Origin of the sequence: Enterobacter cloacae subsp. cloacae ATCC 13047 (genome assembly GCF_000025565.1) — a bacterium.
In the GTDB taxonomy this organism is placed as follows: Bacteria; Pseudomonadota; Gammaproteobacteria; order Enterobacterales; family Enterobacteriaceae; genus Enterobacter; species Enterobacter cloacae.
On the sequence record NC_014121.1, the window covers coordinates 1,316,954 to 1,343,438 of the forward strand.

42 protein-coding genes, 1 tRNA gene and 2 pseudogenes are annotated in these 26,485 nt (G+C 53.3%); 24 read left to right on the forward strand and 21 right to left on the reverse strand.

The window, feature by feature from the left end:
• Positions 1 to 31: 31 nt before the first annotated feature.
• Genes fimC through sfmF form a run of 4 tightly spaced genes read left to right on the forward strand, consistent with a single transcriptional unit; the run spans position 32 to position 4,855 of the window.
• Entirely contained in the window at positions 32 to 724 is a 693-nt protein-coding gene (gene fimC, locus ECL_RS06245; protein WP_013095932.1) for a type 1 fimbria chaperone FimC, read from the forward strand.
• 14 nt (positions 725 to 738) lie between these two features.
• Positions 739 to 3,303: a fimbrial biogenesis usher protein gene (locus ECL_RS06250; RefSeq protein WP_013095933.1), complete on the forward strand. Its 2,565-nt coding sequence runs from the start codon at positions 739 to 741 to the stop codon at positions 3,301 to 3,303.
• A gap of 13 nt (positions 3,304 to 3,316) precedes the next feature.
• Positions 3,317 to 4,321 (forward strand): type 1 fimbria D-mannose specific adhesin FimH, encoded by a 1,005-nt coding sequence (fimH, locus tag ECL_RS06255; protein ID WP_013095934.1) that lies wholly within the window; start codon positions 3,317 to 3,319, stop codon positions 4,319 to 4,321.
• 9 nt (positions 4,322 to 4,330) lie between these two features.
• Positions 4,331 to 4,855: a fimbria assembly protein gene (gene sfmF, locus ECL_RS06260; RefSeq protein ID WP_013095935.1), complete on the forward strand. Its 525-nt coding sequence runs from the start codon at positions 4,331 to 4,333 to the stop codon at positions 4,853 to 4,855.
• Positions 4,856 to 4,906: 51 nt separating this feature from the next.
• Here sfmF and fimZ read toward each other — a convergent pair whose 3' ends face one another.
• From fimZ to ECL_RS06275, 3 genes are all read right to left on the reverse strand, one after another.
• Positions 4,907 to 5,539, reverse strand: coding sequence for a fimbria biosynthesis transcriptional regulator FimZ (fimZ, locus tag ECL_RS06265; protein ID WP_013095936.1), 633 nt, complete (start codon positions 5,537 to 5,539; stop codon positions 4,907 to 4,909).
• 805 nt (positions 5,540 to 6,344) lie between these two features.
• Positions 6,345 to 7,067: a helix-turn-helix transcriptional regulator gene (locus ECL_RS06270; RefSeq protein WP_013095937.1), complete on the reverse strand. Its 723-nt coding sequence runs from the start codon at positions 7,065 to 7,067 to the stop codon at positions 6,345 to 6,347.
• Between the two features lie 24 nt (positions 7,068 to 7,091).
• A complete protein-coding gene (locus tag ECL_RS06275; RefSeq protein ID WP_013095938.1) occupies positions 7,092 to 7,790 on the reverse strand; it encodes an EAL domain-containing protein in 699 nt (232 codons plus the stop codon).
• Between the two features lie 278 nt (positions 7,791 to 8,068).
• Between ECL_RS06275 and ECL_RS06280 the strand changes: the two genes are divergently transcribed.
• A tRNA-Arg gene (locus ECL_RS06280) sits at positions 8,069 to 8,145 on the forward strand.
• Positions 8,146 to 8,160: 15 nt separating this feature from the next.
• On the opposite strand, the gene ECL_RS27645 is transcribed toward ECL_RS06280, so the two are convergent.
• The 18 genes and pseudogenes from ECL_RS27645 to ECL_RS06365 form a co-directional block, all read right to left on the reverse strand.
• Positions 8,161 to 9,318: a tyrosine-type recombinase/integrase gene (locus tag ECL_RS27645; protein WP_237707070.1), complete on the reverse strand. Its 1,158-nt coding sequence runs from the start codon at positions 9,316 to 9,318 to the stop codon at positions 8,161 to 8,163.
• Positions 9,201 to 9,623 carry a helix-turn-helix domain-containing protein gene (locus ECL_RS06290; protein WP_337459766.1) on the reverse strand — a complete coding sequence of 141 codons (423 nt, stop codon included), beginning with the start codon at positions 9,621 to 9,623 and terminating at the stop codon, positions 9,201 to 9,203. The genes ECL_RS27645 and ECL_RS06290 overlap by 118 nt, the downstream gene beginning before the upstream one ends.
• A 24-nt stretch (positions 9,624 to 9,647) precedes the next feature.
• A pseudogene (locus tag ECL_RS06295) lies at positions 9,648 to 9,920 on the reverse strand (dATP/dGTP pyrophosphohydrolase domain-containing protein); the annotation flags it as partial.
• A gap of 93 nt (positions 9,921 to 10,013) precedes the next feature.
• A complete protein-coding gene (locus tag ECL_RS06300; RefSeq protein WP_013095941.1) occupies positions 10,014 to 10,217 on the reverse strand; it encodes a DUF4222 domain-containing protein in 204 nt (67 codons plus the stop codon).
• A complete protein-coding gene (locus tag ECL_RS06305) occupies positions 10,195 to 10,533 on the reverse strand; it encodes a phage protein NinX family protein (protein WP_044158833.1) in 339 nt (112 codons plus the stop codon). Before ECL_RS06305 ends, ECL_RS06300 begins: the two co-directional genes overlap by 23 nt.
• A pseudogene (locus ECL_RS06310) lies at positions 10,533 to 10,747 on the reverse strand (TraR/DksA family transcriptional regulator). Before ECL_RS06310 ends, ECL_RS06305 begins: the two are co-directional and overlap by 1 nt.
• A 118-nt stretch (positions 10,748 to 10,865) precedes the next feature.
• Positions 10,866 to 11,462 (reverse strand): HNH endonuclease, encoded by a 597-nt coding sequence (locus tag ECL_RS06315; RefSeq protein WP_164928057.1) that lies wholly within the window; start codon positions 11,460 to 11,462, stop codon positions 10,866 to 10,868.
• Complete coding sequence (locus tag ECL_RS06320; protein WP_013095944.1) at positions 11,452 to 12,093, reverse strand: MT-A70 family methyltransferase; 642 nt, start codon at positions 12,091 to 12,093, stop codon at positions 11,452 to 11,454. The genes ECL_RS06315 and ECL_RS06320 overlap by 11 nt, the downstream gene beginning before the upstream one ends.
• On the reverse strand, positions 12,090 to 12,554 hold the full coding sequence (locus tag ECL_RS27650; RefSeq protein ID WP_013095945.1) for a hypothetical protein: 465 nt from the start codon (positions 12,552 to 12,554) through the stop codon (positions 12,090 to 12,092). Before ECL_RS27650 ends, ECL_RS06320 begins: the two co-directional genes overlap by 4 nt.
• 2 nt (positions 12,555 to 12,556) lie before the next feature.
• Complete coding sequence (locus tag ECL_RS06330; protein ID WP_013095946.1) at positions 12,557 to 13,237, reverse strand: lambda exonuclease family protein; 681 nt, start codon at positions 13,235 to 13,237, stop codon at positions 12,557 to 12,559.
• Entirely contained in the window at positions 13,234 to 14,079 is an 846-nt protein-coding gene (gene bet / locus ECL_RS06335; protein ID WP_013095947.1) for a phage recombination protein Bet, read from the reverse strand. The genes ECL_RS06330 and bet overlap by 4 nt, the downstream gene beginning before the upstream one ends.
• An 18-nt stretch (positions 14,080 to 14,097) precedes the next feature.
• A complete protein-coding gene (gamL, locus tag ECL_RS06340) occupies positions 14,098 to 14,382 on the reverse strand; it encodes a host nuclease inhibitor GamL (protein ID WP_013095948.1) in 285 nt (94 codons plus the stop codon).
• Positions 14,383 to 14,460: 78 nt separating this feature from the next.
• Complete coding sequence (locus ECL_RS06345; protein ID WP_001752704.1) at positions 14,461 to 14,667, reverse strand: cell division protein FtsZ; 207 nt, start codon at positions 14,665 to 14,667, stop codon at positions 14,461 to 14,463.
• Complete coding sequence (locus ECL_RS27475; RefSeq protein WP_013095950.1) at positions 14,664 to 14,822, reverse strand: hypothetical protein; 159 nt, start codon at positions 14,820 to 14,822, stop codon at positions 14,664 to 14,666. The genes ECL_RS06345 and ECL_RS27475 overlap by 4 nt, the downstream gene beginning before the upstream one ends.
• Positions 14,819 to 15,175, reverse strand: coding sequence for a hypothetical protein (locus ECL_RS06350; RefSeq protein WP_013095951.1), 357 nt, complete (start codon positions 15,173 to 15,175; stop codon positions 14,819 to 14,821). The genes ECL_RS27475 and ECL_RS06350 overlap by 4 nt, the downstream gene beginning before the upstream one ends.
• Positions 15,176 to 15,339: 164 nt before the next feature.
• The gene (locus ECL_RS06355) at positions 15,340 to 15,570 is read right to left on the reverse strand and encodes a hypothetical protein (protein WP_023330696.1); all 231 of its coding nucleotides are present in this window, start codon (positions 15,568 to 15,570) and stop codon (positions 15,340 to 15,342) included.
• Between the two features lie 612 nt (positions 15,571 to 16,182).
• Positions 16,183 to 16,479: a hypothetical protein gene (locus ECL_RS06360; RefSeq protein ID WP_044158828.1), complete on the reverse strand. Its 297-nt coding sequence runs from the start codon at positions 16,477 to 16,479 to the stop codon at positions 16,183 to 16,185.
• A 10-nt stretch (positions 16,480 to 16,489) separates the two neighbouring features.
• Positions 16,490 to 17,260 (reverse strand): XRE family transcriptional regulator, encoded by a 771-nt coding sequence (locus ECL_RS06365; protein ID WP_013095953.1) that lies wholly within the window; start codon positions 17,258 to 17,260, stop codon positions 16,490 to 16,492.
• A 38-nt stretch (positions 17,261 to 17,298) separates the two neighbouring features.
• Between ECL_RS06365 and ECL_RS06370 the strand changes: the two genes are divergently transcribed.
• The 19 genes from ECL_RS06370 to ECL_RS06450 all read left to right on the forward strand — a co-directional run bounded on the left by ECL_RS06370 (position 17,299) and on the right by ECL_RS06450 (position 26,416).
• Positions 17,299 to 17,532 carry a transcriptional regulator gene (locus tag ECL_RS06370; protein WP_013095954.1) on the forward strand — a complete coding sequence of 78 codons (234 nt, stop codon included), beginning with the start codon at positions 17,299 to 17,301 and terminating at the stop codon, positions 17,530 to 17,532.
• Positions 17,533 to 17,561: 29 nt separating this feature from the next.
• The gene (locus ECL_RS06375; RefSeq protein ID WP_013095955.1) at positions 17,562 to 18,107 is read left to right on the forward strand and encodes a toxin YdaT family protein; all 546 of its coding nucleotides are present in this window, start codon (positions 17,562 to 17,564) and stop codon (positions 18,105 to 18,107) included.
• Positions 18,108 to 18,192: 85 nt separating this feature from the next.
• On the forward strand, positions 18,193 to 18,360 hold the full coding sequence (locus tag ECL_RS27480; protein ID WP_013095956.1) for a hypothetical protein: 168 nt from the start codon (positions 18,193 to 18,195) through the stop codon (positions 18,358 to 18,360).
• The gene (locus ECL_RS06380; RefSeq protein WP_013095957.1) at positions 18,347 to 19,432 is read left to right on the forward strand and encodes a replication protein; all 1,086 of its coding nucleotides are present in this window, start codon (positions 18,347 to 18,349) and stop codon (positions 19,430 to 19,432) included. The genes ECL_RS27480 and ECL_RS06380 overlap by 14 nt, the downstream gene beginning before the upstream one ends.
• Positions 19,429 to 20,802: a replicative DNA helicase gene (locus ECL_RS06385; protein WP_013095958.1), complete on the forward strand. Its 1,374-nt coding sequence runs from the start codon at positions 19,429 to 19,431 to the stop codon at positions 20,800 to 20,802. Before ECL_RS06380 ends, ECL_RS06385 begins: the two co-directional genes overlap by 4 nt.
• A gap of 4 nt (positions 20,803 to 20,806) precedes the next feature.
• The gene (locus ECL_RS06390) at positions 20,807 to 21,106 is read left to right on the forward strand and encodes a hypothetical protein (protein WP_044159472.1); all 300 of its coding nucleotides are present in this window, start codon (positions 20,807 to 20,809) and stop codon (positions 21,104 to 21,106) included.
• Positions 21,103 to 21,639, forward strand: coding sequence for a hypothetical protein (locus tag ECL_RS06395; RefSeq protein WP_013095960.1), 537 nt, complete (start codon positions 21,103 to 21,105; stop codon positions 21,637 to 21,639). Before ECL_RS06390 ends, ECL_RS06395 begins: the two co-directional genes overlap by 4 nt.
• On the forward strand, positions 21,636 to 21,866 hold the full coding sequence (locus ECL_RS06400; protein WP_013095961.1) for a hypothetical protein: 231 nt from the start codon (positions 21,636 to 21,638) through the stop codon (positions 21,864 to 21,866). The genes ECL_RS06395 and ECL_RS06400 overlap by 4 nt, the downstream gene beginning before the upstream one ends.
• Entirely contained in the window at positions 21,863 to 22,420 is a 558-nt protein-coding gene (locus tag ECL_RS06405; RefSeq protein ID WP_013095962.1) for an ead/Ea22-like family protein, read from the forward strand. Before ECL_RS06400 ends, ECL_RS06405 begins: the two co-directional genes overlap by 4 nt.
• A gap of 59 nt (positions 22,421 to 22,479) precedes the next feature.
• On the forward strand, positions 22,480 to 23,043 hold the full coding sequence (locus ECL_RS27655) for a hypothetical protein (RefSeq protein WP_077681871.1): 564 nt from the start codon (positions 22,480 to 22,482) through the stop codon (positions 23,041 to 23,043).
• Between the two features lie 33 nt (positions 23,044 to 23,076).
• On the forward strand, positions 23,077 to 23,259 hold the full coding sequence (locus ECL_RS06415) for a hypothetical protein (RefSeq protein ID WP_006808975.1): 183 nt from the start codon (positions 23,077 to 23,079) through the stop codon (positions 23,257 to 23,259).
• Complete coding sequence (locus ECL_RS06420; RefSeq protein WP_013095964.1) at positions 23,259 to 23,501, forward strand: DNA polymerase III subunit theta; 243 nt, start codon at positions 23,259 to 23,261, stop codon at positions 23,499 to 23,501. Before ECL_RS06415 ends, ECL_RS06420 begins: the two co-directional genes overlap by 1 nt.
• Before the next feature lie 2 nt (positions 23,502 to 23,503).
• Positions 23,504 to 23,725 (forward strand): hypothetical protein, encoded by a 222-nt coding sequence (locus ECL_RS06425; protein WP_013095965.1) that lies wholly within the window; start codon positions 23,504 to 23,506, stop codon positions 23,723 to 23,725.
• A 184-nt stretch (positions 23,726 to 23,909) separates the two neighbouring features.
• Entirely contained in the window at positions 23,910 to 24,359 is a 450-nt protein-coding gene (locus ECL_RS06430) for a recombination protein NinB (RefSeq protein WP_013095966.1), read from the forward strand.
• Positions 24,352 to 24,522, forward strand: a complete 171-nt coding sequence (locus tag ECL_RS06435) for a NinE family protein (protein ID WP_013095967.1) — start codon at positions 24,352 to 24,354, stop codon at positions 24,520 to 24,522. The genes ECL_RS06430 and ECL_RS06435 overlap by 8 nt, the downstream gene beginning before the upstream one ends.
• The gene (locus ECL_RS06440; RefSeq protein WP_013095968.1) at positions 24,515 to 25,147 is read left to right on the forward strand and encodes a recombination protein NinG; all 633 of its coding nucleotides are present in this window, start codon (positions 24,515 to 24,517) and stop codon (positions 25,145 to 25,147) included. The genes ECL_RS06435 and ECL_RS06440 overlap by 8 nt, the downstream gene beginning before the upstream one ends.
• On the forward strand, positions 25,144 to 25,260 hold the full coding sequence (locus ECL_RS27660) for a hypothetical protein (protein ID WP_109455525.1): 117 nt from the start codon (positions 25,144 to 25,146) through the stop codon (positions 25,258 to 25,260). Before ECL_RS06440 ends, ECL_RS27660 begins: the two co-directional genes overlap by 4 nt.
• Complete coding sequence (locus ECL_RS06445) at positions 25,257 to 25,934, forward strand: bacteriophage antitermination protein Q (RefSeq protein ID WP_013095969.1); 678 nt, start codon at positions 25,257 to 25,259, stop codon at positions 25,932 to 25,934. Before ECL_RS27660 ends, ECL_RS06445 begins: the two co-directional genes overlap by 4 nt.
• A complete protein-coding gene (locus tag ECL_RS06450; RefSeq protein WP_044158185.1) occupies positions 25,931 to 26,416 on the forward strand; it encodes an HNH endonuclease signature motif containing protein in 486 nt (161 codons plus the stop codon). The genes ECL_RS06445 and ECL_RS06450 overlap by 4 nt, the downstream gene beginning before the upstream one ends.
• Positions 26,417 to 26,485: the final 69 nt, after the last annotated feature.

The following is a 26,485-nucleotide window of genomic DNA, read 5'->3' on the forward strand; positions in this document are numbered from 1 at the left end:
CTGCGAACACATTATTAAAGGTACGGTTTTGATGAATACCCTAATTAAACCAGGACTGATTTTATCGTTTATTTTAATGATGGTTTCTGCAAGCGCGAATGCGTCCGGCGGTATTGCACTTGGAGCCACGCGCGTTATTTATCCGGCAGATGCTAAACAAACTTCACTGGCGATCACCAACAGTAACAAGCAAGAACGCTATTTAATTAACGCGTGGATCGAAAACGCAAACGGGCAAAAAGAAAAAACCTTTGCCGTCACGCCACCCCTGTTTGTCAGCGAGCCGGACAGCGAAAACACGCTGCGCATTATTTACGCCGGGCCTGCGTTGCCTGCCGATCGTGAATCGCTGTTTTACATGAACGTGAAAGCGATCCCGTCAGTGAACAAAGCCAAAACCGAAAACAACAACGTGCTGCAACTGGCCATCCTGTCGCGTATCAAGCTGTTTGTGCGTCCGAATAACCTGGCAATGCAGCCGGAAGAGGCGCTCTCTCAGCTGCGCTTTGAGCGCGTTGGCTCGCATCTGAAGATCAGCAACGCCTCACCGTATTACATCACGCTGGTCAATCTGAAGCTGGGCGGTCAGACGCTGGATAACATCATGATTGCACCAAAAAATTCGGCACAGCAGGCGCTGCCGGCTGGTGCGGGCGGTACGCTCTCCTGGCAGAGCGTCAATGACTACGGTGCCATTACTCCGGCGCGTAGTGTCAACCTGTGAGCAGAGTCAGGGCGATGAATAATCATCAATGGCGTTACTGCCCGGTTGCACTGGCGCTGATGGCAACGCTCTGGCCGCAGTCGGGCTGGAGCGAAAGCTACTTTAACCCGGCCTTTTTGTCCGATGATACCGCCAGCGTGGCGGATTTATCGCGTTTTGAACAAGGTCACCAGCAGGCACCCGGCGTGTATCGCGTGGATATCTGGCGTAACGATGAGTTTATCGCGACCCAGGACGTGCGCTTTGAGCAGGCCGACGATACGCCACCGGTGGCGGGCGGACTGGCGCCGTGCATCACACGTAAAATGCTGGAACGGTTTGGCGTTAACCTCGCCGCGTTTCCCGAGCTGGTAAAGGTGCAGGACGACACCTGTGTCCCGCTGGCGACAGCGATCCCCGGCAGTCTGGTCGCATTTAACTTCGCCTCGCAGCGTCTGAATATCAGCCTGCCGCAGGTGGCGATGCAGAACAGCGCCCGTGGCTATATCCCGCCTGAACAGTGGGATGAAGGGATCCCCGCCGCGCTGTTGAACTACAGCTTTACCGGCAACCGGGGAAGCGAGGATGACAGCTACTATCTGAACCTGCAGAGCGGGCTGAACTATGGCGCCTGGCGTTTACGCAATAACGGCGCCTGGCGTTATACGCAAAACAACGGCCAGCGGCACAGTAACTGGCAGAACATTGGCACCTGGGCGCAGCGCACCGTCATTCCGCTCAAAAGCGAGCTGGTGCTGGGCGACAGCAATACCGGCAATGATGTCTTTGACAGCGTCGGTTTCCGCGGCGGGCGGCTTTTCTCGTCCGACAGCATGTACCCGGACAGCCTGCAGGGCTACGCGCCAACCGTGCGCGGTATCGCCCGTACCCCGGCCAAAGTGGTTGTTCGCCAGAACGGCTATGTTATCTACCAGAGCTATGTCCAGCCTGGCGCGTTTGCCATTACCGATCTGAACCCTACCTCCTCAAGCGGCGATCTGGAAGTGACCGTAGAAGAGAAGGACGGCAGCCAGCAACGCTATACCGTGCCGTACTCCACCGTGCCGCTGTTGCAGCGTGAAGGTCGCTGGAAGTATGACCTCGTGGCCGGGGATTACCGCAGCGGTAACAGCGATCAGGACACGCCGTTCTTCACCCAGGGCACGCTGATTACCGGTCTGGCCAATGGTTACACGCTCTACGGCGGTACGCAGCTGGCGTCGCGCTATACTGCGGTGGCCATTGGCGCCGGGAAAAACCTCGGTGACTGGGGGGCGGTGTCGGTCGATATCACCCATGCCCGCAGCCAGCTGGCGGACGACAGCCGCCATGAGGGCCAGTCCCTGCGTTTCCTGTATGCAAAATCACTCAACGGATTCGGCACCAACTTCCAGCTGCTGGGCTATCGCTACTCCACGAAAGGGTTTTACACCCTGGATGATGTGGCCTGGCGTTCGATGGAAGGCTATCAGTATGCCGACAGCAAGGATGATGACGGCGTGCCGGACGTGCAGAGCTATCACAACCTGACGTGGAATAAAAAAGGGCGCTTCCAGCTCAATATCTCTCAGTCGCTGGGTGATTACGGCTCAGTCTATGTCTCCGGCAGCGAGCAGACCTACTGGGGCACCAGCCAGTCGAACCTCTGGTATCAGCTCGGCTATGCCGGAGGTGTAAAAGGGATCAACTACTCCCTGTCATGGTCGTGGAACAAGTCCGTCGGGATAGAGGGCACGGACCGGATCGCGTCCTTTAACGTCTCGGTGCCGTTCAGCCTCTTTACCCGTCAGGGATATCGCCGGGACAGCGCCATCGATCGCGCTTACGCCACGGCCTCAGCCAGCCGCAACAGCGACGGTGATACCAGCTGGCAAACCGGGGTCAGCGGCACCCTGCTGGAAGATCGCAACCTGAACTACAGCGTTACGCAGGGGCACACCAGCACCAACGGCTCAAGCGGTAGCGCCAGCGCAAACTGGCAGGCGACCTACGGCACGCTGGGGGTGGGCTACAACTACGCGCGCGATCAGCACGATCTCAACTGGCAGCTCTCCGGTGGGGTGGTGGGCCATGCCGACGGCGTCACCTTCAGCCAGCCGCTGGGCGACACTAACGTCCTGATCAAAGCGCCGGGAGCCTCGGGCGTCAGCGTGGAAAACCAGACCGGGGTGAAAACCGACTGGCGAGGCTACGCGGTCATGCCGTATGCCACCGTCTACCGCTATAACCGCGTGGCGCTGGATACCAACTCCATGAGTAACAACACCGACATCGAAAATAACGTCAGCAGCGTAGTACCGACCAAAGGTGCGCTGGTGCGCGCCAGCTTCGATACCCGTATCGGCGTACGTGCCCTGCTGACCGTGACCCGCGGCAACCAGCCTGTGCCGTTTGGTGCCGTGGTCCGTGAAACCCAGAGCGGGGTCACCAGTATGGTGGGCGATGACGGGCAGATTTACCTGAGCGGGCTGCCGCTGGAAGGGGAGTTGCTTATTCAGTGGGGCAATGGGATGCAGTCCCAGTGTCGTGCGCACTATCGTTTATCGCCTGAAAGCCAAAACCAGGCCATTACCATGGCGGGGGCAAGCTGTGACCGTTAACAGGAACCCAAAGATGCGCAGTTTACGCAATGTGTTTAGCTTAGCGCTGCTCTGCAGCACGATGCCCGCGTGGGCGACGGTTTGCCAGAACGCCACGGGTGTGCCGAAGGATATCTCATACGATCTTTCAAACGTCTTTAACAGCTCCAATAACAAACCGGGGCAGATTGTGACCCTTGCGCAAAAATCCGGGCTGGTGGGCGTGAACGCCATTTGCCCTAAAGGAACAACCGGAAAGTCCACGATGCGTAGTTATGTCACCAGCCTGCCGATAACGACGGTAATTGATGGCTATAAGTATGTGAAGCTGAATGACTACCTTGATGGTGCAATGCAGATCCACGATGACTACGCGGGCACCTTCTATCCACCGTCAGACTACATTCAGATGGGGCAGCACCCTAACGTTCCGAACAACAAAGCGTTTCCTGTCACCGATTCGAAGCTGGTCTTTCGTCTGCGGGTCACACGGCGGTTTAACAACATGGTGGTGATCCCCCAGCAGACCATGTTCACCGTCTATGTCACCACCACGTCATCCGATCCGCTGAATACGCCGGTCTATACCATCAGCTACAGCGGCACCATTCAGGTACCACAAAGCTGTGCGATTAACGCCGGGCAGGTGGTGGAGTTTGATTTTGGTGATATTGGCGCGTCGTTGTTCAGCCAGGCGGGGGCCGGCAATCGTCCTCAGAACGTCTCACCACAAAGCAAAACCATTGCCATTAAGTGCACCAATGTGGAGGCCAATGCGTATCTGACGATGCGCATCGAGGCGGAAAAAATCTCGGGCAATGCGCTGGTTTCCGATAACCCGGATTTAGGGTTTGTCGTGGCGAACGATAGCGGTACGCCTCTGACGCCTAACAACCTGAACAGCAAAATTCCGTTCCGTCTGGATGACAGCGCGCAGGCGCAGGTGGGGATCCGGGTCTGGCCGGTGAGCATTACGGGGAATAAGCCAGCAGAAGGCCGGTTCACCTCTCGCGGCTATCTGCGCGTGGATTACGATTAAGGGGAAGAGATGGGGAACTGGAAATGGCCTTTCGCTGCGCTGGCCCTGACGATGTGTCAGGCAAACGCGTGGTCAGCCACAGCGCTGGGCGAGATCAATATTCAGATGTACGGCAATATCGTTGATTTTACCTGCGTGGCAGAGGGCAGCGACAGCGACAAGACCGTCACGCTGGGCACCTGGCCGACGAAGCAGCTCAGCACCACGGGGAGCCGCACGCAGCCCATGCCCTTTACGCTGAAGCTGACAGGCTGTCCGCCAGGTTCGGCATCAATTACGTTTTCCGGGAAAACTGACGGGAGTGACAGCGGATTGCTGGCGTTGAATGACGCCAGTACGGCGAATAACGTCGCGGTGGAGATCAGGGATGCGGATAAAACACGTCTTGCGTTACAGCAGGCCAGCCAGCCGGTGGCGGTAGATGCGCAGGGTAATGCCGTGTTGTCATTTTATGCTAATTATATTGCCACAGCGGATAACCCCCGGCCCGGACGCGCCGATGCGGATGCCACATTTATGATTAATTATAATTAGCGCTGACCGCACTCCCTGCAACTCAGATAAACTGCAGGGAGTGAATTCAGGTTATAGCAGCTCGTGTGCCTTGGCGTAATCAATTAATTCCACAATGCTTTGCACACCGAGCTTGGAATAAATATTGGATTTGTGCGCGCTAATGGTTTTGTTGCTTAATAGCAGCTGTTCGGCAATTTCCTTATTCGATAAGCCATTCGCCAGATACCGCAGTACGGTGACCTCACGATTCGATAATGGCATATCGGATGCCATCCCTTTCCCGGAGCCCAGGTGATTAATAAAGTTCAACGTTTCCGATGGGAAAAAAGAATAGCCCATCAGAATCATTTCCACGGCGTTGTAGATCTCACCTAAATCTTTTCGTTTACTGACAAACCCATTTGCCCCGGCGCGGATGGCACGGCCTGCGTAAAAGGACTCCGATTTGGAAGAGAGGAACAGGACCTTGATGTCTTTGTTTAAGTTTCTGATTCTTTTCAATAAAGCGAAGCCATCGGTGCCCGTAAGTTCAATGTCCAGGATCACCAGATCGATGGCGTGATTGCGGATACAGTCGAGAACTTCATGGCTGTCGCCAGACTTCAGTTTGACTGTGATATTTTTATTTTTCTGTAGCAGGACTTCTATCGACATTCTGACGATAGGATGTTCGTCCATAATGATAACGGATGCCGGTTTCATTTTTTATGCCTCAGATTGTTAAAAGCGTTATGCTGAGTTTGGTTCAAACTCTCGAAATGCCGGAAGGATAAATTTGCAGATCCTTATAGGGTGGTATTTCCCTGGAAAGAGCGAAAGCATCCTTGTTAACGTAGTGGTAATGTCATTGCCTCAGCGCGGTCATCTCATTTGGCTGGTGGCGGCAAAAAGGTTTTTCTTATTCATAATTGGTACGCGTCTTATTATACCGTGTAAGTTTTCTCCGAAAAGCCTGCAGATTAATTCATGATTATTGATTTGTATTATCTTCTGGATCTGAATGACTATTTTTTTAAATTTAGCGGAAATGTCCTGTTATTCCATTTACCGCATCTTTTCATCTTTATGTAATAACAAAAAATAACAGATACCACTATATGTTGCAAAGTTGTTAATGAAATGACGGGGCAGTAAAACGTCTCACCTGCTGCTGAAGTGGCGTGAATTTGCACAGATAGCGCGTCTCATCCTCATCCTGATACCTCTCCCCGATATCAGAAAAATACTATGCCGGAAGAGCAAAATCTTCTGCGGCCTTCGCTTTAAGCGCCAGGGGCGTGCAACCAAATTGCTTGTTTTTACATCATTATCATCCTGTTAACGGAACCATCAATCCCTTAACGCATGGATGAAAGTGCTGCGCTTTACTTATTCTTTAATATTTCACGTGGTTCAGAGTCAGAAATTAGGAATAGTTGTAATTTCGAGATTTATGTTAACGGTTAACATAAAATTAACATTTTCAGTAAGTAACTTCCTAAAGATCTTTAGGAAATAAGGGGTTAGGTTAAGAGTAAAACGGGCAGTCGGAGAGATTATTGAGAAGATGCAGCAGTTCCTGGCGATGGCTAAGCCCGAGCTTCACCAGAATGCAGCTCAGGCGATAGATAATGCGGCTGTAGGGGCGATTCTGCAGCAGGGCGATCTGACGTAGTGACTTCCCCCGCGACAGCTCCTGTAAAATGGGCCACTCGCCGCGAGAGAACCACTCTTTACTGGAGCCCTGTGGAGGGTTGATGTCCATCAGGCTGTGCTGGAGTGCCGCCGCCGTTGACTGGCGTTCAAGGACATGAAACGGCCCCGCCGCTTTACAGAACAGACGGGTGTCGTAATTATCCGCCCTGACCAACAGATACGGCGTGAGAAAGGGCGGATACAGGCTGTGTCTTCTCAGCTGATCCAGCTTTTCCATAAGCGCCGTGGTGCGGCTTTCAATATCTACCACCAGACGGGCTGCAGGCCACTGGTTGAGCGCCTGAAAGGCTTCGTCCAGCGTCGGGTAGTCGCTACAGCTGCTCAGGGGAAACTGGCCGTTCAGAAAACCGGTGCGCAGGAAATGATCTTCCGTGACCAGAATAATAAAGGGCGCGTCGGTTTTGCGATGTTGGTGGATGGACTGGCTCAAAAATTCGAGCCGGTCGAAAAAGGGGGGAGCAAAAGGCGAGTGCGTAAATCCCAGTGCATCACTTCCTGTACGCCGCCGCCGGTAACGGCGCACTGTCATTCGCATGGCTTCCCTCCTGGAAATGGCTTTTTATTCCTCCGGCCATGTCCAGGACGGCCAGTAGTACCCCTGGCCGAGTCCTGCTCCTGCCTGTCGTGCCCGGCTATGATCCTTTTCAGTCTCAATACCTTCAATAAGCACGTTGTCGGCAAGCTGAAAGCAACGTGTCACCAGTTGCCCGAGCGCAGGGGGGGCGCGTAAACGCCAGAATGCTTCCTTGTCGATTTTTATGCCGGTTAACGGCAGCCGGCAGGACAAAAACGGTTGGACGATCGCTTCATCAATATCATCCAGCCAGATACCGTGGCCTTGTCTTCTGAGCTGCAGCAGGCGCTGGTGAACGTCCTGCCGTTTTGTGTCAGACAGCGCCAGAAAGCGTGCCGGGTCGACAATTTCTATATTCAGCGGTGCGGCAGGCAGCCGGAGAAGCCGCTGAAAGGCGTCCGGCTGCGTTAATACGGTTATCGGCAGATTGACGTAAAGATTATGACAGTGCGGGGTATTTTTTAGCGCGACAAGTTGCGCTTCAAGCAGCGTAAGTGACCACTCCGCAGACCGATCGTTGAAAAATGCTTCGCTTTGCTCTCTTGCTGACAGAACGCTCAGCACTTCCACTCCAACCTGGCGCTGCGAGGAGAGGGCGATGATAGGCTCAAGTTTAATGCCCGCGATATCGTGAGAGAGGTGCTGTAAGCTGGGGGACGTATCGATCAGGTTTTGCGCTGTCACTCCATTGTCCTGTTGTCTGTCAGCCTCCAGGCGGCCGGGATACCTCACACTAGTGTGACGAGCTGACGCTCAGGAAAACAGCAGGCGTTACTTAAATGCAGCTAAGCCTTTTCGCAGCGCTAAATTCTACGAAAGAAAGGCCGGGGATGTTGAAAAAACAGCCATATTTACAATCAGCTAGCCCTAATCGGGGGTGAAAACGGAAAAGGCATTGACTCACCTGCCATTGACCGTATAATTCTTCGCGTTTCACCACCGCGAAGTTCACTCTTCTCAGTGCGCCCTTAGCTCAGTTGGATAGAGCAACGGCCTTCTAAGCCGTAGGTCGTAGGTTCGAATCCTACAGGGCGTGCCATTTAAAAACAGGCACTTACGCCAGTTTCAAACCAGCCTGATTTTCTCCTTGTGTCGTAATTGTGTCATGGTTGCCAAAAATGGCATCAATTTTCCGTGCATGTTCGCTTAAATGGTTCGGTGCCAGGTGAGCGTATCGACGGACCATTTCGATTGACTCCCAGCCTCCCATTTCCTGAAGAACTGACAGCGGAACGCCGGACTGGATTAACCAGCTTGCCCAGGTATGGCGGAGGTCGTGAAAACGGAAATCCTCAATCCCCGCTTTTGCCAGGCCAATTCGCCAGGCGCTGTTATCATCCACACGCATTTTCCTGACCGCCGGAGTGACAGTTTTATCCGGGCGCGTTGATGGCTTCGTGTGAACGAATACCCACCTTGAACTTTTACCAATCTGATCCCTTAATACCCTGCATGCGGTATCATTCAGAGCCACGCCGATAGCCTTGCCCGCCTTCGCGTTCTCCGGATTTACCCATGCAACCTTTCTCTGCATATCGACCTGCTGCCACTCCAGATCAATTATGTTGGAGCGGCGCAGGCCGGTTGCCAGTGCAAATATCACCACCGGCTTTATCGACTCCGGCATGCAGGCAATTAACCGTTCTGCCTCGTCCCTGGTCAGCCAGCGGATGCGTTTGCTGATCGGCTTTTTGGTTTTTATAACAGGGGGCGTTTTAATCCAGCCCCAGTCATTAGCCGCAGCCTTGAACAGAGATCGCATGAACGAAAGGTGCTGGCTCTTTGTGGCGTGGCTTACCGGTTTCTCAACATACGGCGGCGGTTCTTTCCCCCGGCGTATAGCCGCGTCCCGGCGCGACTCCCACACCTGAATATGCTTGCGGTTGACCATCTTCGAAACTGCTTCGTTTACCTGGTCCGCCGTGATGGTCGAAATATCCCGGCCAGAGAAATGCCGCAGGAAATATTCGATTTTGGTCTTATCGTCATCGAGTGACCGCTTATGCTCCTTCTCGCGGATCCACCTGATGCAACATTCCTCAAACGTCCTCGTCGGTAGTTCCCCAATTTTATCAACCCGCCACGCTTCAGCCTTCAGCTTGTCGTGCAGCTCCTGCGCTTGTTTCTTGTCCCCCGTACCAAGAGATCGTCTAATTCTTTTCCCTGACGGCGTAACGAAATGACAGTGCCAGACGCCGCCTCTGAGGGTGATTGACATAAAATTTCTCCTTTATGTTCACCCGCGCTCGCAGGAACAGGATCGCGCGGGTCATGTAAATACGCAATACAGGCGACGTCGGTCGTTCGGTATTTGTTCCCGATCTTCTTCCCGGCCAACTGCCCCGAGTCGATAAGCCGGTAGACAGTTCTCGGTGAGGTGATCAGTAGTTCTGCCGCCTGTCTGGCTGTCAGTGTTTTTGCCTCAACCATGTATTTCCTCCAGGCAAAAAGAACCCGGCGCAGGGCCGGGCAAAAGGGATCACGAGGTGGCGCTTTCGCACCCAATAGCCAGCTCATAACTGGCTATCAGTTGCGTCATGCTTTGATGTGGAGGCGCGGCTCCCCGTCTTTCGGTTCCGGCCACTGGCGCGCCATATTCACCTTCAGCTTTTCTTCCAGCGCCGCGGTGATTTGCTCATCGGTGATACCGGCGCGCCGCTGTGCGTCCCATAGCAGGAACTGCAAATCAGCCCATTCGCTGAGGTCGCCAGGATCGGCAGCAGCTTCCAGCGCCTCTTTCGAAAGGTGCTTCAGTGGTCCAATGGGGCCGACGTTGCCGAAGGTTTGTTCTGACCATTCAGCGTGGCGCCGCCGGATCAGGTTTCTGGTGAACTGTGATTTCTTCGATTCGTAAGGTTTCACGCTCTCTCCTTATGCCGCACGCTGGGCGCGCAGCTTCTTCAGGTGTTATGCTGTTTCGATTTCTTCAGCGATCCGCTCGGCCTCTGCTTTGGTCAGCGGCTCGAAATCCTGATTAAAGCGTCCCATGCTGGCAATGCAGGTGCGGCCGTTGCGGATGTAGTGGATGACTTCGTGGGTAGCGCGGAGGATTTTGCAGGGCGCGCCGTGGGGATCGGCATGCCAGGTATTAGGCTGTATTATCCTGAACATTGGCTGACTCCTGCATCATGAGGAAGACAATCATTGCGGCACGAAGTGGGTTATCGTTAAAGCTATATGCATCGTTGGGATGAAAAGCCTCGGCCCCCCAACCGCCTCTTTTGTCCGCTTCGCTCATTGCGTAAATGCTGATTTTATTTGCGGTGATAATCGGCCATGCATCTGCCGGGTTATTGCACGGATCGAAGAATTCCCACTTTCCATCCCTGACAATTAGGACTCCTCTACCCGTCATTGAACCAATTAGTCTTGAAGCTATCTGAACCTTTCGATTAACTTCCTTATCACTCAACTTGCTGTAATCCATCAAATCCCCCTCTGCTTATTCCTCAATTCGATGACGCTCTGGCAATCCGCACAGGTCTGGCAGCCGGAACCTTCATGCGCCGCAAATCCGGAATCGGATCCCCGCATTCCGCACAACGCTCAGCTGATACGGCGTTGCGGTCGATACGATGAGCGGAAAGGGCAGCGTTACGCTGAAGCTCTTCAATCTCTGCTGCTGTGTCGATGATGTCCATGGTCAATACTCCCGGAACTGTCGGTTAATTCTGTTGAAGGTGAACGCCATCAATAAAAAAGGCCGCTTTAGCGACCTGGTGATAAGTGCCTTGATACTGGCGTTGTCTGTTTCTGGCGTCATGCGGCCTCCGTTTTCATAACATCGATGGCGCAGACGGGCAGCAATTTTCTGGCGGCTAACTCGTTTTCATGCGGAAAGTTAAGTCGCGCATATTCGCCGAATAGCTCGCGAGCAGATTCGTCGTAAGCATGAGCGGCCTCTTCAGCCGAACGGTAGTAGCCAAGGTGGCGGCGCTCACGGCCTATTGTGATATTTGCACGGTATGGTTTTGATAAGTTATTGGCCCGAGAGACGCCTTTATATCCCGTTAAATTCGCTCTGCTTAACTCTCGGTTGTGCTGGTTCTGATTTAGCGTAGCCAAACGCAAATTGGACCATCGGTTGTTCGTGCCGTCATTATCAACATGATCGATGTGATACTTTGGCCATTCACCTGTCACTATCAGCCAAATGAGACGATGCGCGCGATAGAGGCGGCCAATCCTAACTTTGACGTAAAGCTTTCTACCGTTCCCACAAACCGAGCCAGCAACACTACCTTTCTGGACTTTTTTGCGACAAGTCTTCCAGGTCAGCAGCCCTGTTGTGGGGTCATATTCCAGAAGCTCTCTAACCATTTCGGCAGTTAATTCAGGGCAGTTTCTACTCGGCATTTTCATATCTCCCCGGAACAAGCTTCACATCGCCATCAACTTCATTCCCCCAAGCATCCCAGCCCGGCGCCGCGCTGCGGCTAAACAGCTCAATGCGCGGCACATCGCCGTAAAGCAGCTCCAGCCGGTTGCGCACTTCCCACGGCTTTTCGCTGTGCGCGCCGAGCGGGCTGTAGACCACCTGCTTAATCCCGGCATGCTTTCGCTCCAGCCCGGCGCCGCGGGTGGCAATCAACAGGTCTTCGGTGTTGGCCCGGGTGTGGTTTCCGCCGTTCATGCGCGTCTCGGCGTTAAGCAGATCGAGGAAGTCGTAAAAGTCGGTGACTTCACCATCGGCCAGCGCCTTGTTGATGCGCAACTCGGCATTCTGATTCAGCTTCACCCAGGTAAAGCCCTTCATCGTGCGAACTGTAAAGCCCCAGGCCTCGGCCAGCTCGATTGCCTCCTGGTTATGTGTGCCGGTGTACCACATCGCCAGCACTGCGTTTTCGGCGGCAAGCTCCCACACAGGCAGGCGCTTGATGTCGATTAACTTCATGGTGGAGTAGTGGTCGGCAGCGGCGCCGTTGCTGATTGTGTTGCCGTAAGACCAGGGCGGATCAGCGTAGATAAGAGAGTATTTTCCGGTCATGCATCCTCCCGCTCCGGATCGTTAACATCCCAGCCATTACGCTCAATATTGGTTTGCAGCCGCTTATCTCCTACCTCTTCAATGCTGCGGCCGGTTATCGCTGCGACTTCAGCGTTTGAGTGTCTCCACAGCAGCGCCAGTTCTTCGGTAGTCCATTCAGGCATGACTTTTCCTCCTGACGATCGGGCAAGTGAGTTGCGCTTGCTGCGCACGGAGTGGATAGAGCGGCCGGTTGCCGCGGCGATTTCCTCGGGAGTGAACCGGCCAAACAGAAACAACTCTGCTTTGATCCATTTCCTGCAGTTGGTATTGCCAGGAAATTTCACGTCGAGGCGAGCGGCCTGGGTGTAAACGGCGCGCTTACTTCTCTCCAGTTTTTCGGCAATCAATGAGACGGGAATCTGTCCGGCAACTTCATGCAGGAACAGGTTTTCCCACGGTTGCCAGTGATTTGCTCCCATGGTTACCTCCATTGCTCGCCAAACGTGAAGCCGATCTCCGCCAGCGCCTCGTCCATCTTCTCGATGAACTCCGGCACCATTTCGTTGAAATCGGTCATGTATTGCGGATCCCGCTCAACGACGACGTGGTGAATACCTTCGCGCTTCATGCGCGGGTCGTAGTTTGCAAAGAACCAGGCCTCTTTTCCGGTCACCCACATGCTGTACTGTACCTGGGCCATGTACGCAGACTTGATGGCTTCGAAACCGCCAAGGCGGAATTTCATGAAGTCGCGGGAGGTGAAAGGGCATTTAAGCTCAAGGCCGAACCCATTACTGCACAGGCCGTCAGGGGAGCACGCGGTGCGCATGCTCTCGTCACGGAACAGGATCGGAGACTCCGTGACTTTCACGTCAGTTGTGAACTCGAAGAGGGTGCGGGCATCTTCCTCGTACTGCTTACCCCAGGCCAGCGCCTTGGCGTTAACCTCTGGCGCTACGCCGGTGCATACCTCGGCGAGTAGGGTGTGGATGTAGGACATCTTCATGTCTGTCCACTTCTTCCCCGATCTTGGCTTGGCGATGACGTTGTGCACTTCTGAGGCGGTGATGACGCCGAGCCTAAGTTTATGCCAGGCCTCATCGCCCTGTTGGATAGTTGTTACGTCAATGCCGGTCCGGGACAGGATAATTTCTGGTGTCATGCTGCCGCCTTAGCTCTTTTCTGAAGAAAGCAAAACCCTTTCTGTGCCTCTTCTTCAGTGAGCTCTGACGCCTCAAGAATTTGCCGTTTGAAGATGTCGCTGCACAGTGGGAGAAAGTCTTTCTCCCAGTCTTTATCCAGGGTCGTTAAGAGGTCGGTGATCGCCTGAAGCGTTTCTTCGCTTGCTGCTGGTGGAAGCGCTTCTGTGGTGTTGCGCGGCGAGACGTCACGGATATCAACGTCCAGTGATTTGCCTTCCATTTCTTCGGCGGTAGGCTGCTGTCCGATCTCGGGCCAGGCCTTACGCAACGCCTGGGCTTCTGCGCATTTCGCCAGCTGTCCGTATGGGCGCTTTTTCCACATCGCGTTCGGCGCCGTGGTGTCGCGGCCGCCAGTGGCGTAGTTTTCAATCCAATATTCTTTGGCGCTGAACTCGACGATCTCCCCGCTGGGCATGCGCTTGTAGACGGTGTATTTGCACCACTGAGGGAAGGTGACCTCGACACCAGAAAGCGTCTGCGTCGTGTCTGGACCGAACTCTGGTTCGCGGGCACCGGCATAATCACCTGAGCGGTCCGCCTGAATGCGGTAAAGCCCGATGCCTGGCATTACCACATCGCGCCATTCGCTTTTACCCGTTCTTGAGTCTTTGACGCTCATCGGCACCAGGTGAACAGGCTTCAGCAACGGATCCAACTGGCGGGCACGGCAGTAATCGAGCGCCATCATTACCGATTCGTCTTTGGCACCAGGGTAGATACTGTTCTTCAGTGCGCTCCAGGTAGCAACGTCGATGCCTTTTTCCTGCAGCGCGCTCGCCGTGATTGTTAATTCGTTTGCCATCGTTAATCCCCTCAAAAATTAAAACGGGCAGCCGGTACGGTGTTCCCAGTCGTATTCCGCCTGGGCGTAAGCAACTGCCGAAATGAAATCGTTGTAGGCCTCGCCAGCTTTATCGCTGCGAAGTCCTTCGTATGGGCTGGAGTCAATCGGGATCGTGAAGTGGAAGAGGCCTGACGGCTCTTTTGGCATCATGTCGATGATTTTTTGCGCCCGGTCGTCTATCCACTTCTCTTTCTCGTCGTCGAGCTGCTGCTCAACCCAGCGCCGATCTTCGATGCGGTCGTAAGTGAGGTATGCGTTCATGGCTGAACTCCTGAAATTTGGATGTGCAGATCCCGCCCGCATTGAGCCAGGCCGATCGGTTGAACAGGGTGGTTGGTATCAGTGAACCATTGGCTCGCCGCGCTCATTCAGCAGCACAACGACGGAATCACTTTTGATGATGGTTTTTTCGAAGATGTTGAAGGCGTACAGGCCTTTCTCAACGTTCGCAGAGGCGCGATAAGTTTTGCCGTGGTGTTGCAGCATTGTGCCCGGTAAAACCTCGCTACGTGGCACTGATGCGGTGCCATAGTGCATTCCAATCATACCTTCACCTCAACCTGTTCCAGGAGGCCAGCCAGATTCATCTGCCAGCGGTTCAGCACCAGTTTTTCCCGCGGTGCCGATACCGACGTCATCTGCCACTCGTTATCGTTGAGCTTTTTGGCGGTGTACTGCTTGCCGTTGTGGGTGACTGTCATGAGGCCTCCCGAGCGAGGAGCATCGCGTCGGCAATGCTGTATGCATCGCTTGCTAAATCACTAAACGCTCCATAGTTGCATTCGCTGCTGATGATTCCCTGCATAGCCTTAGCTGCAAAGTAGTCACGGATCGTCATGTCATCTGTATTGACTGAAACTTCTTCTGGATATGGCTTGTCATCAAACCGGTAAAGCAGGTCGTAATCGCCGGCATCGTCAAAGCTGGTGACTTCGTACGCCCAGCGGTGACCCGCCCATTCAAATGACTGGCCATTTCTGGCGCCGTCGGATCGCGCTTTCAGATAAGCAGCATGGTCATCAGAGTTTTTATAAACCTTCATGGTGTATTTCATAATCATCTCCGCGCTTGGGGCCGCGCCGCCGAACGGTTAATACAAGACTTCAACGCATTTATTCAGTGTTTCATTGGGCGGTGGATGGCCGCCGGTTGTCATAACTGACGCTCACTCGTTGGAATGAGCTGAGGTATGGCCGATAAAAAACCCGCCGGAGCGGGTCAATCGTTTGTTACTGTGTAACCTTCGTTTTCAAGCCAGCGAACCACATCAGATTCATCCATTGCATCAAGAAGTGATGCCGCCGTGTACTCAGAAATAATTTCTTCCGGCTTAACACATTCAACTAACTCGATACTGTCGATATCGATTTCCATATGCCTATTCCATCCGTCGCCGTATGGGTTAATAGAGTTAATTTGTTTAACTTTTAACGTCGCATCTATTGCCATCGCCTTACCCTCTGTCGTTACCCGCTGATGCGGGAGAAATGCTTTGGCGCTGGCTCCCCACAATGAAGCGGGGAAGGCCGTCGTCGCCTTGGTTAGCCATTACCTCACCAACTAGCTGATAACCGTCTGCCAGCCCAAAGCACTCACCAAAAACCCCGACAACGCCGGGGTTTCCGAAAGCATTTGTGGTACCGATTATTTGTGAGCGATATAGCTTTGCCGTCGCATAGAAGCTCCTTTGTTGCGTGGGTTGATTCAGCACAGCCCACTCAGCTTCGAATGGACTGGAATAAATCTTTTCTTTCGCTTTGCCATAATTGCCGCTCTTCCTGAGCCCGCCTATGGTCCGACGCATGGTTTACTGTCGCGCCGTTCGACTGACCGAATCTCCACTTCGCCGCTGGCTAACTTCGCTCAGCTGTCGATGTTTCGTTTCGATGGACTTATTAAAAACCATAGTTGTTTTATCGTCAACAACAATAGTTGTATTTTTGGTTGTTATGGTTTTATTTGGTTGTATTTGAAAGGAATTTATTTTTAAAAAATGTCTTGTGAGGGGATTTAGGCAATAAAAAACCCCGCCGGAGCGAGGTTTGATGGGGAGTTGGGTGATTACCGTGTTTGATTTTTCAGGTAGTCCGAGATTTCTTTAGCTGCCGCACATTGCGATTTCAGTTCGGCGTTCATTTTAGCTTTTACTTCGTCAGAACTACCCTCACAACTAGCATCCAATGAGGTAATGTTGTAAACCGCCAACATTGTAGCCTGCACCGCTACCATGCACTGATCAGGTTGTGCGTGATCTTTACATATTGCAGATGGCGATTGCTTTAACTGGTCAAGTGCTGACTCTGCAGCGTTAGCAGCCAAAGGGGACAGTAATACCATTGCCAATAACAATTTTCTCATAGTTGCATCCCTACCAGATTGTTGATGTCCAAAACATTCTTCCGATGATCTGGACGCTATCAAGGTCCGCTTCTTCGTCTGGGTGCTCGACATGATTGAAGCTGCGAATGCTCAGCCTGTTCGGGCCCACACGGTAAAGTATTTTTAAGCGATTCCATCCATCCTGGCTGATGGCGTAGACCTTTCCGTCCACGATCTTTTTGTCGTTAATATTGATAGCGACAGTCGTTCCTTCAGGAATAACTGGCTCCATGCTATTCCCATGCGCGGGGAAGCAGATAACACTTTCTCTGTGGGCATTAACTCGGCGTAGAGTCGCTTTTGAGAAGCGGAGTTTATAGCCATTGTAATCTTCGCGAGGGAACGTCCCATCGCCGCAGGCCAGCTCAATATCCTTTAGAAATGGCACTTCTACCTCGTCATCAGGTAATGGGGTTGAATTATCCCAAGGCTCAACGGTACCCCACTGATCAGACGGTGGGATGGCTTCATCCTGCCCAGTGAGAAGCATAGCGCCTTCCCCGGAACTCAACCATTCAGGCTTTACCTTTAACGCATTAGCCAGCTCAACCAGCTTCGTTGTCTGGTTGGCTTTTCCTGTTTCTATCTTCTGGATAGCCGCCTGGCTGACCCCAACCAGATCCCCGAGAGCTTTTTGCGTAAGGCCTCGTAATGTCCTGGCTTCTTTCAATCTTTCAGCGAGTGTCGTTTTCATACGCGCAATGTACAACCATGGTTTTATTCCATCAAACGAAAATGGTTGTTGACTAAATACAACCATAGTTTTATTCTTCATTCATATTCACTACGGAGGTTGTTATGAACCCAACCATTAAAACCGCTATCACCATCGTCGGCTCTCAAAAAGCCCTTGGTGAAGCGTGCGCAGTGTCGCAGCAGGCGGTTTACAAGTGGCTACACAACAAAGCGAAGGTTTCTCCGGAGCATGTGAACAGCATCGTGAAAGCAACTGGTGGCGAGATTCAGGCTTACCAGATTCGCCCTGATTTGCCGACGCTGTTCCCGTCACCGGCCGACAACACAGCCGCTTAACGGCGGCCATAACCACGAAAGGGAAAGCAATGCATTCACTTGCGTATCAACAAAGTAACAAATTTTCGCCAACGGCGATGATTTACCAGAATCGCCGGGAACCTGATTCCTCGGCGTTAAACATAGATGGGATCCGCGCAGCTGTTCGCGCCTGGGCAGCTGATTGCCGCAGCCGTGAATTTGTCGCAGCGCTGATTGTGGAAGAGTGGCGGGCTACCGGCGGCACCGGGCTGGATATCCCGACTGACTCGCATCGCCAGATGCAGAAGGTATTCCGCTGGATCGACGGCGACACCGAATACGCCGCCAACAACATTCGCCAGCTGGCCCCGGCAATCATGTCCGTCCTGCCGCTCGAGTACCGAAACCGCCTGGCGCCGCAGAACGACACGATGTCGCTGATCGCCTCTGCGATGAAAGAGTGTGCCGAAGCTAAGCAGGCCGTGCTGCTGGACGCTCCTGAGCATCAGAAGCTGAAAGAGGTAAGCGAGGGTATAGCGTCGCTGTTCCGCCTCATGCCGGAGCAGGTAGGGCCGTTGATGACGATGGTCACGTCGATGCTGGGGGTTATGTGAGAGGCACCAGAAAAGAAAAAGCCCTTGAAGCGGTCACTTCAAAGGCCTTCCAAACACTGTGTTACGCCAAGTAACGGGAGTAAGTATGTCAAAAACTCGCAAAAAGTACCAGGAAAAAGAGGAACGTCGCCATCCAGATTCACCAGATGGCCTGGTTGTCGCTGCCTCAAAAAACCGGGCGTTCGCTGAGCGCTTCGTTGGCATGGCAAGACTGGCACTGATTCAGGCAGGGGTGAAGCATGGGCGTCGTTAAGCATTTAGCAGACTACAGGCCGCCGCTGGAGGTCGTGGAGCATCGTGTGGCGCAACTGGAAGATGGGTTCACTCGCGTCGCGAATGAGCTTCTTGATGCCGTTATGGCTTCAGGTTTGAGCGAAACTGAGATGTGCATTGTGCTGGCCGTCTGGCGCAAAACATACGGCTTCAATAAAAAAATGGATTGGGTCAGTAACGAGCAACTCGAGCAGATGGTTGGTAAGCACCACACACATTGCTCTACTGCAAAAAACCTGCTGATCAGCAAGAAGGTATTCATTCAGGAAGGCCGCAAAGTGGGCATGAATACCAATGTCTCCGAGTGGAAAACAAAGGTTAACGGATTCTGCAAAACATTAGCTAAACCTGCTAAGAAAACCTTAGCGGAAGTTGCTAACAGAACTAAGCAGAAGATGCTAACCACAAAAGACAATAATCAAAATACAGAAAGACAAGATCCCCCTAAATCCCCCAAGGGGGAAAACTCACTCGCTCAGGAAGTGATGGATTACTTCAACGAGCTAACGGGTAGTCGTTGTGCTGCGCTGGCACCTTTTGAGAAAGCTCTCTCCACAGTGAAGAGCAAAGACCAGTGCTACACCGCCGAAGAGCTGAAGCTGGTTATCCGCTGGGCCCATGTGAACTGGGGTCACAGCTTCAAGCCAGAGAACCTGTGCCGTATGACCCGCTTTGATGGATACCTGTCAGACGCCCTGATATGGGCGGATGGCCAGGGAAGCAATCCGGCAGCCTGTCCGCACGAAGAGATCATCAAACTCTGGAATGAAAAATTCCCTTCGAAGGCCGTTTCGCTGCATGAGTGGAACCGCCGCCGTCCGGCCTATCGAGACCTGGAAGCTGTGTGGAACGGCAAAACCACCCAGGGCAACTGGCGAGAACTGAAGCACATGGGAATGGCCTTCGAGCTGATTAGCAAGTCTTCCCTGTTCGCCACCAGAGGCGATCAGCCATGGCTGACACTCGACTGGATCCTGAATCCGAAGAACTGGGGATCTGTCTACGAGCAGGCCATCAACGAGCACCGTGAGCGCAAGGGAGTCAAAGCATGAGCCGTTTTATCGATTTGTACGTTGAGCAGGCCGTCATCGGCGGGATCATGCTCGCAGCGGGCCGCACAGACGGCGTTGACATGGCGACTGACGCGATTGAGGGGCTGACTGAGGACCACTTCACAGCAACGCCTCACAAGGTGGCTCTGCGGTCCTACAAACGCCTCAACGAGTCCGGGGAGAAGATAGACCTGCTGACGTTGACCAGCGACCTTGAACGGCTTGGCGCGCTGGAAAGTGCCGGGGGATTCGCTTACCTGGCTGAATGCAGCAAAAACACACCGTCGTTCGCGAACCTTGCCTCGTACTGCGAAAAGTTGCGGGAAATGCATCTCGGCCGCCGGATGACCCTGGCGCTACAGGTAGGGATCCAGAAGCTGTCCGAACCATCCAGTGAGGGTATCGCTGACATCATCGGCAACATACAGGCGGATATCTCTGGCATCGAGCACAACACCGACTACGGCACCGAGCACATCACCACCGGGATCGACATGTCCCTCGAGACTATCCAGTCGATTATCAGCGGCGATATCTGGAAGCACAAAACCGAGCTGGGCATGGCAACCATCGACAGCGCATTCGGCGGGTTCAACAACACCGATTTCATCGTTGTCGGCGGGCGCCCTGGCATGGGGAAAACTATGTTCAGCACCACCGTGACCGAGACAGTCGGCCTGAAAAACAAAAAGCCGGTGCTGTTCTTCAGTCTCGAGATGCCAGTGGAACAAATCTCTGAGCGAGTCGCGTTCCACCGGGCGCGGGTAAGCAAAGAAGATCTGCTGAGCAAAGTTAGCGGGAAAATGGACGAGGCATGGGGGAAGGTTAGTCACTGCATGAAGGAGTTCATCGACTCTCCAATCTACATCAATGACAAGCCATCCCTGAGCGTTCACCAGGTGCGTGCTGAAGCGCGCAGAATGAGCAAGAAGCTGGGCGGCCTGGGCGTGGTCATCGTCGATTATCTTCAGAAAATGCGGATGTCAGACCCGGAGAACATGAACCGCAGTGTAGGGGAGATCGCCACTGGACTGAAAAACCTGGCGAAAGAATTGCGCTGCCCGGTCATCGCTCTGGCCCAGCTGAACCGAAACCTTGAACAGCGCGCTAATAAGCGTCCCGTAGCGGCAGACCTGCGAGAGTCTGGCGTCATTGAGCAGGAAGCAGATGTGATCTTCATGGTGTATCGGGATGAGAAGTACAACGAAAACACCGAACTGAAAGGCATCACCGAAATCATCTGTGTGAAGTCCCGCCATGCGCCGGGGGCAGAAAAGACCTACCACTTCAGCAGCCGCTACTCCGGGCTGGACCCGGTAGATTTCACCTACAGCGGTCAGATGCAACAGGAGGCCGACTATGAGTGCTAAGACGATGAAAGGCAAACAGGCAATTCTGCGTTATCTCGAAACGCACCGGACCTTCACCGCGAAGGATGTGGCCACAGAGTGTGGCATGACCATCAACTGCATCACGAAGAACGCTATCGATCTGGAGCGGGCCCGGAAGATTGTGCGGGTGAGCAAGGTCTGGCGAACGGTGACTTATCGCCTGGCGACTCCGGAAGAGCAGGATGGTACCGCGCGCAGCTGCACCAACGGAATATTTCAGGAGTGCCGCAACAGCCCGGCGATGAAGCGAGTATTGATGGTTTGGGGGAGGGTAGGGGTATGAAACAGAAATTTATCGAGTGGTTTACCAAGAACAACAACGGCTGCTCGCCAGCGATGGAAGACGACAGAAGCTTTGTCTACGAGATGACGCAGCACATGTTCGAAGCCTACCAGGCTGGCGTGGCAGAAGGTGAAGCCAGATGCGCGACGCTGGCTGCGGAGTTGCGTGCAGTTGAAGCAATCCACGACGAGGCAGTGTTCATCACAGACGATCACTATGAGCAGTGCCCACCGGAGGTGCAGAAAATGATTCGTTCACTTGCTGTGCTGCAGATTCCTGCCTATCAGGCTTTCCTGACTGAAGTGCGCGCGCAGGGTGTGGATGAGTTTCTGAGAGGTAGCCAATTACCTTATCAAATTGCAACTGTGTTGGCTGATTACGACAACGTTGATGATGCAACGCTCCAGACCGTTATTTGGTCTGGGCAGCCGCCAGAGCCTGACGGCGACGTTTGGCACCTCGAATATGTGTCTCGCGGTAACGCAATTGTGCGCGCTGTTTTGAAGGAGCTTCGCAAAGGAGTGCAGCAATGAAACTTAAAATGCACACGCCAGACGGATCGGTGATTGTCGAAAGTAACCTGGTAACGCAGTTCTACCCTGATTTTGATAGCGGCGGCGAACTGACCACCATCGAAACGGTATCGCCAACAGGAGAAACCTTCTCGGTGAAAGTAAAGCACTCGTTTATGCAGGTTACTGGCGCGCTGGCTACCGCCTGGAGCGTTGACGAGAAGAAAGCAGAAGGAGCCGCCCAATGAGCAACATCGACAAACGCGCATTACGTGATAGCGCAGAAAGCACTATCGGCATTCTGGAAAACATTTCCGGGTTTGAACCTTCAGATATCGACGGCGACACCGTAGAGCTCCGCTTTGAAACTGAGGACGGTTTTGATACCGGTTGTGACGTGAGCATTGTTGACCAGTGCCAGAAAGCCGCAGATGTAGTTCGGGCGCTGCTGGATGAGCTGGAAGCCAAAGACAAGCAGATTGCTGAGCTGGAGAGCGACAACGCATACATCAGAAACCGCCACAAAGAACTGGACCTGTTAATCGGTAAAAACATTCTGGTAATGCAGGCAGCAATCATCGAATGGCAGGGAACTGGGGACGCCAGAAAGGGGCTGGCATGGATTTATAACACCCTGTTTGGCCCAGGCGAACTGCCGGACGAATCGGAGAAAGATGCCCAGGCCTATTTTGACCGTAAATATGCTCCTCTCGACGAAGAGCTCATGAACCTTCACCGATGGTTCTGGGAGCAGAGCGAAGCTGAGCGCGCCGCCGCAGCCGGTAAAGGAGAGGCATCATGATCACCTTCACCAAAGAGCAGCTTATCGCTTCTGCGCACGCGCGTATTGAGTTTGCAGAAATGATGCTGGCAGGAGAGTTAGAGCCTCTCAAAGAACGCACATGGTCAATTGAACTGGAGCTGGCGCGTATCGCGCTGGCATCGCTCGAAGCGGAGCCTGTTGGTGAGGTTTCCGAGCAGCGTGATGGACTGGTTATGGACGGCACGGTAGACCTCGGTGGAGCATCAACTCACCGAATTATTAAGGGAGCTAGCAAGATGAAACGGTTGCCGCTTGGCACGAAGTTTTACACCGCCCCGCCAGCGCCGGTATCTGTACCTGATGCGATGGAAATGGATGATGACTTTGACAGCGCGTTTGAACACGGAAAAGCTGTCGGATGGAACGCCTGCCGCGCCGCCATTCTTCAGGGTGCCGATGGCAATTCTCCGGCGCACTCCGGTTGCCGCCCGGCGCAAAACTGCATCTCTCCGGCGCAATGCGGCAACTCTCCGGCGATTCCGGATGGTTGGGTGATGGTGCCAGAAGAACCCACCCATGAAATGCTTGAGGCTGGTGATGAACAATTCGGGACTTACGATGTGTATCGCCGGATGATAGCAGCATCACCGCAGCAGAAGTGATCTATAATCCCCTCAAATAACCGAGGGGGTTTTATGTCTAACGAAGAAATGACTCCAGCAGAAAAATATAAAGCTTCAATGAAAAGACATAAAAAGTTCTGGAGGAAATCACAAATTGCAAATGCGAAACGGTTTGATGCTGGAGAGGTTGAATCTGTTGATGGTTTTAGATCTCCTTATGAGACCAGAAAGAAGAGAGGGAGGACTGCTGACTAATGTCTGACTGGAATATTGCTGCAAAGCCGCAGGAGGAGCGCGACAAGGTTAACGTTGACCTTGCAGCCTCCGGAGTCGCGTACAAAGAGCGCTTGAACATGCCGGTTATCGCTGAGGTGGTGATGCGTGAGCAGCCTGAGCATTTGCGTGATTACTTCCTTGAGCGCCTTAAGTTTTATCGTGAGAAGTCGATAACTTTGCCGAAAGGTAGCGATCCGGTTTACCTGAAACAGGATGACTAAAAATGAAAGTTGCATTACTAAAGAACCCAAAAATCGTTATGGAAGCAGAATTCACTGACGGATCGCCGGAAAGGTTAGTTTTCCTCAAAGACCAAGTCACGGAAGTTATTTTTGACGGCGCCGCTGATGATGAGCTGTTCGAGTTTATTTTCGATGAAAGAACAGCCAAGGGATTTTATTTCCATGACTTTGACGGAGAAAGATATACCTTCCTCGGAGAATAATCAGCCTTTGATTTTCTGGAATCAAACCGCCATAATCATGTCATCGGAGCCTGAACAACTTCGATGACTTCTGCGCATTTAAGGGGACTTAAATGCGACCACAATCTGAACTCCTCACCTTGTCACAGATGCAGAAATGCACCTGCGATTTTCTGCATTCTGCGTTACCTCTTGGAGGTGGCGTATGAAACAGCACTACTGCATCGTTAACGACACCGTTAAAGATAACCTCATCGCGTACATTCGCACCCTTCCAGTAAACCCTCGCACGCCGATGGTCGTTGAAGCCCGGGAAGAGACGCGCACTGACAAGCAAAACCGTTTGATGTGGCCGCTGCTGAAAGACCTGTCTGATCAGGTTGTCTGGCACGGCGAAAAGCTGAACCGCGAAGAGTGGAAGGACCTCATCACCGTTCTGGTGAATCAGACCCAGGACCAGGAGCAGAAATCCGCGCCGGGCATCAACGGCGGCCGTGTTTATTTCGGCGTCCGCACATCCAAATCCAGCAAGCGCTACATGGTCGACGTCATCGAGGCGATTTACTGGTTCGGTACCGATCGCGGCGTGAAGTTCTCCGAAGCATCCAGTAAGCGCATCGCCTGGGCGCAAGAGTGGAGGGCTTCCCGTGGGTAATCCTCTCGCACGCGTAATCACAAATCACATCTTCAACGTTCCGGCGCGCCGCAAGCGTAAGCCCGTGGTTAAGCCGTCCGACATCCCTACCATGAAAGGCTACACCGCCCGCCTGGTAGATCAGAAATGGCTGCGTCTCGCGGCGAGGAGGAAACGTGCGTAAGCCATCCCGCCGTAAGTGCAAAGTATGCGGTGAATACTTCGTGCCGAAAATCCACGACATCAGGATCCGCTGGTGCTGCCCGGAGCACGGCGCAATCCTCGCTATGGAAGAGCGCGAGAAGGAGAAGGTTAAAGCAGCGGCCAAACGTATCAAGGAGCGCAAAGAGAAAGAGCGCGCGGATCGCCGGGACCTGAAAGCGAGAAAGGTGGCGCTAAAAACGAAACCTCAGTGGAGAGCTGAAGCGCAGGCGGCTTTCAACCGGTACGTCCGTCTCAGGGATGCTGGTAAGCCGTGCATCAGCTGCGGCAGGCTGCCGGAGCAGAAGTTTGGCGGAACCATGGACTGCGGCCACTACCGCACCCGCGGCGCAGCGGCGCACCTCGCTTTCAACCTTCACAATACCGCAGCCCAGTGTGTCTATTGCAACCGGGATCGGGACGGCGCGCAAAAGGCATTCGAGCAGGGCCTTATTGAGCGCATCGGTGCCGAAAAAGTTGAGGCGATAAACAACGATAATTCCGTCCGCCGGTTCGACATCCCATACCTGCAGCGCATCAAATCCATTTTCACACGCAAAGCCCGCGCGCTGGAAAAACGCCGGGCCCGCCGACAGGAGGCCGCATGAACCACACCGACTTCCTCCGGTACCAGGCAGAAAGCGTTAAGCGCGCCAAGCTGCCGCCAGTAGCAAAGCACAGCCAGACCAAAACCAACCAGCCACATAAGGAAGCCGCATGAACAGTCAGCAACTGGAATACGTACGTCAGCAGCTCATTGTGGCGACCGCAGATCTGAGCGGGGCGACGAAAGGGCAGTTGGTGGCCTTCTCCGAGCACGCGCAATTCACCGCGACCGCGCGCAGCCGGGGGCGTAAGAAAATCACTGACCCGGTCACCGGCCGAAAAGTTAACCCTGACGGCCCGGCAATGAGCGGTAGCCAGTCTCGCGCCAAGGGATCGTCAATCGCGCTGGTGGGGCCGGTTGAGTTCGTTACCGCATCCTGGCGCCGCGCTGTCCTGTCGCTTGAAGACCACCAGAAAGCATGGCTGCTGTGGAACTACAGCGAGAACATCCGGTTCGAGTACCAGGTGGCGATCACTCAGTGGGCTTGGGCTGAGTTCCGGGAGCACCTCGGCGCGAAGAAGGTGGCCGGAAAAACGATGGAGCGGCTGAAGAAGCTGATATGGCTGGCAGCGCAGGACGTCAAAGCGGAGCTGGCAGGGCGTGAGACGTATGAATATCATGCGTTGGCGGAGCTGGTGGGCGTGGCTAAATCCACCTGGACAGAAACGTATCTGCCTCACTGGCTGGCTATGCGTAACAGCTTTAAGCGGCTCGATAGCGGTGCGCTTATCTCCGTAACGCGATCACGTTCACAACAAAAGGCGACAAACTCAGAGGCTCAAAAATGAAAAAGATTAACCAGAGCACGTTAAAAGAGCTTCTAAGTTATGACGAGAAGACGGGCGTATTTACGTGGATAAAAAAACGTCAGAATGTAGTGGTAGGAAGAGTGGCTGGGCATATAGATAGACTTGGTTACGAGAGGATAACCATTTCAGGAAAAATATATCTCTCCCATCGTTTAGCATGGCTTTATGTTCATGGATATTTGCCGGAAAAAGAGATAGATCACATAAACAGAATAAGAAATGACAACAGGATTGCCAATCTAAGAGAGGCAACCAGCCAACTAAACTCCCTCAACACTGGCATGTACAAAAACAACACATCAGGAAGCAAGGGCATTTACTTCAACAAGAAGGCCAAAAAGTGGCAGGCTCAAATTCTTATAGACGGAAAGCGCGAGTACTTAGGTCTCTACGATGATGTAAAAAGAGCGGATATAGCATACAGAATTGCTAATCACTTCAGGCTTGCAAAACCGAACTGAAACGCATATATTTCATGTAAATCTGATATCGTCGCCATAGCTTCGTAGGTCGACATAGAATTAAGAGCC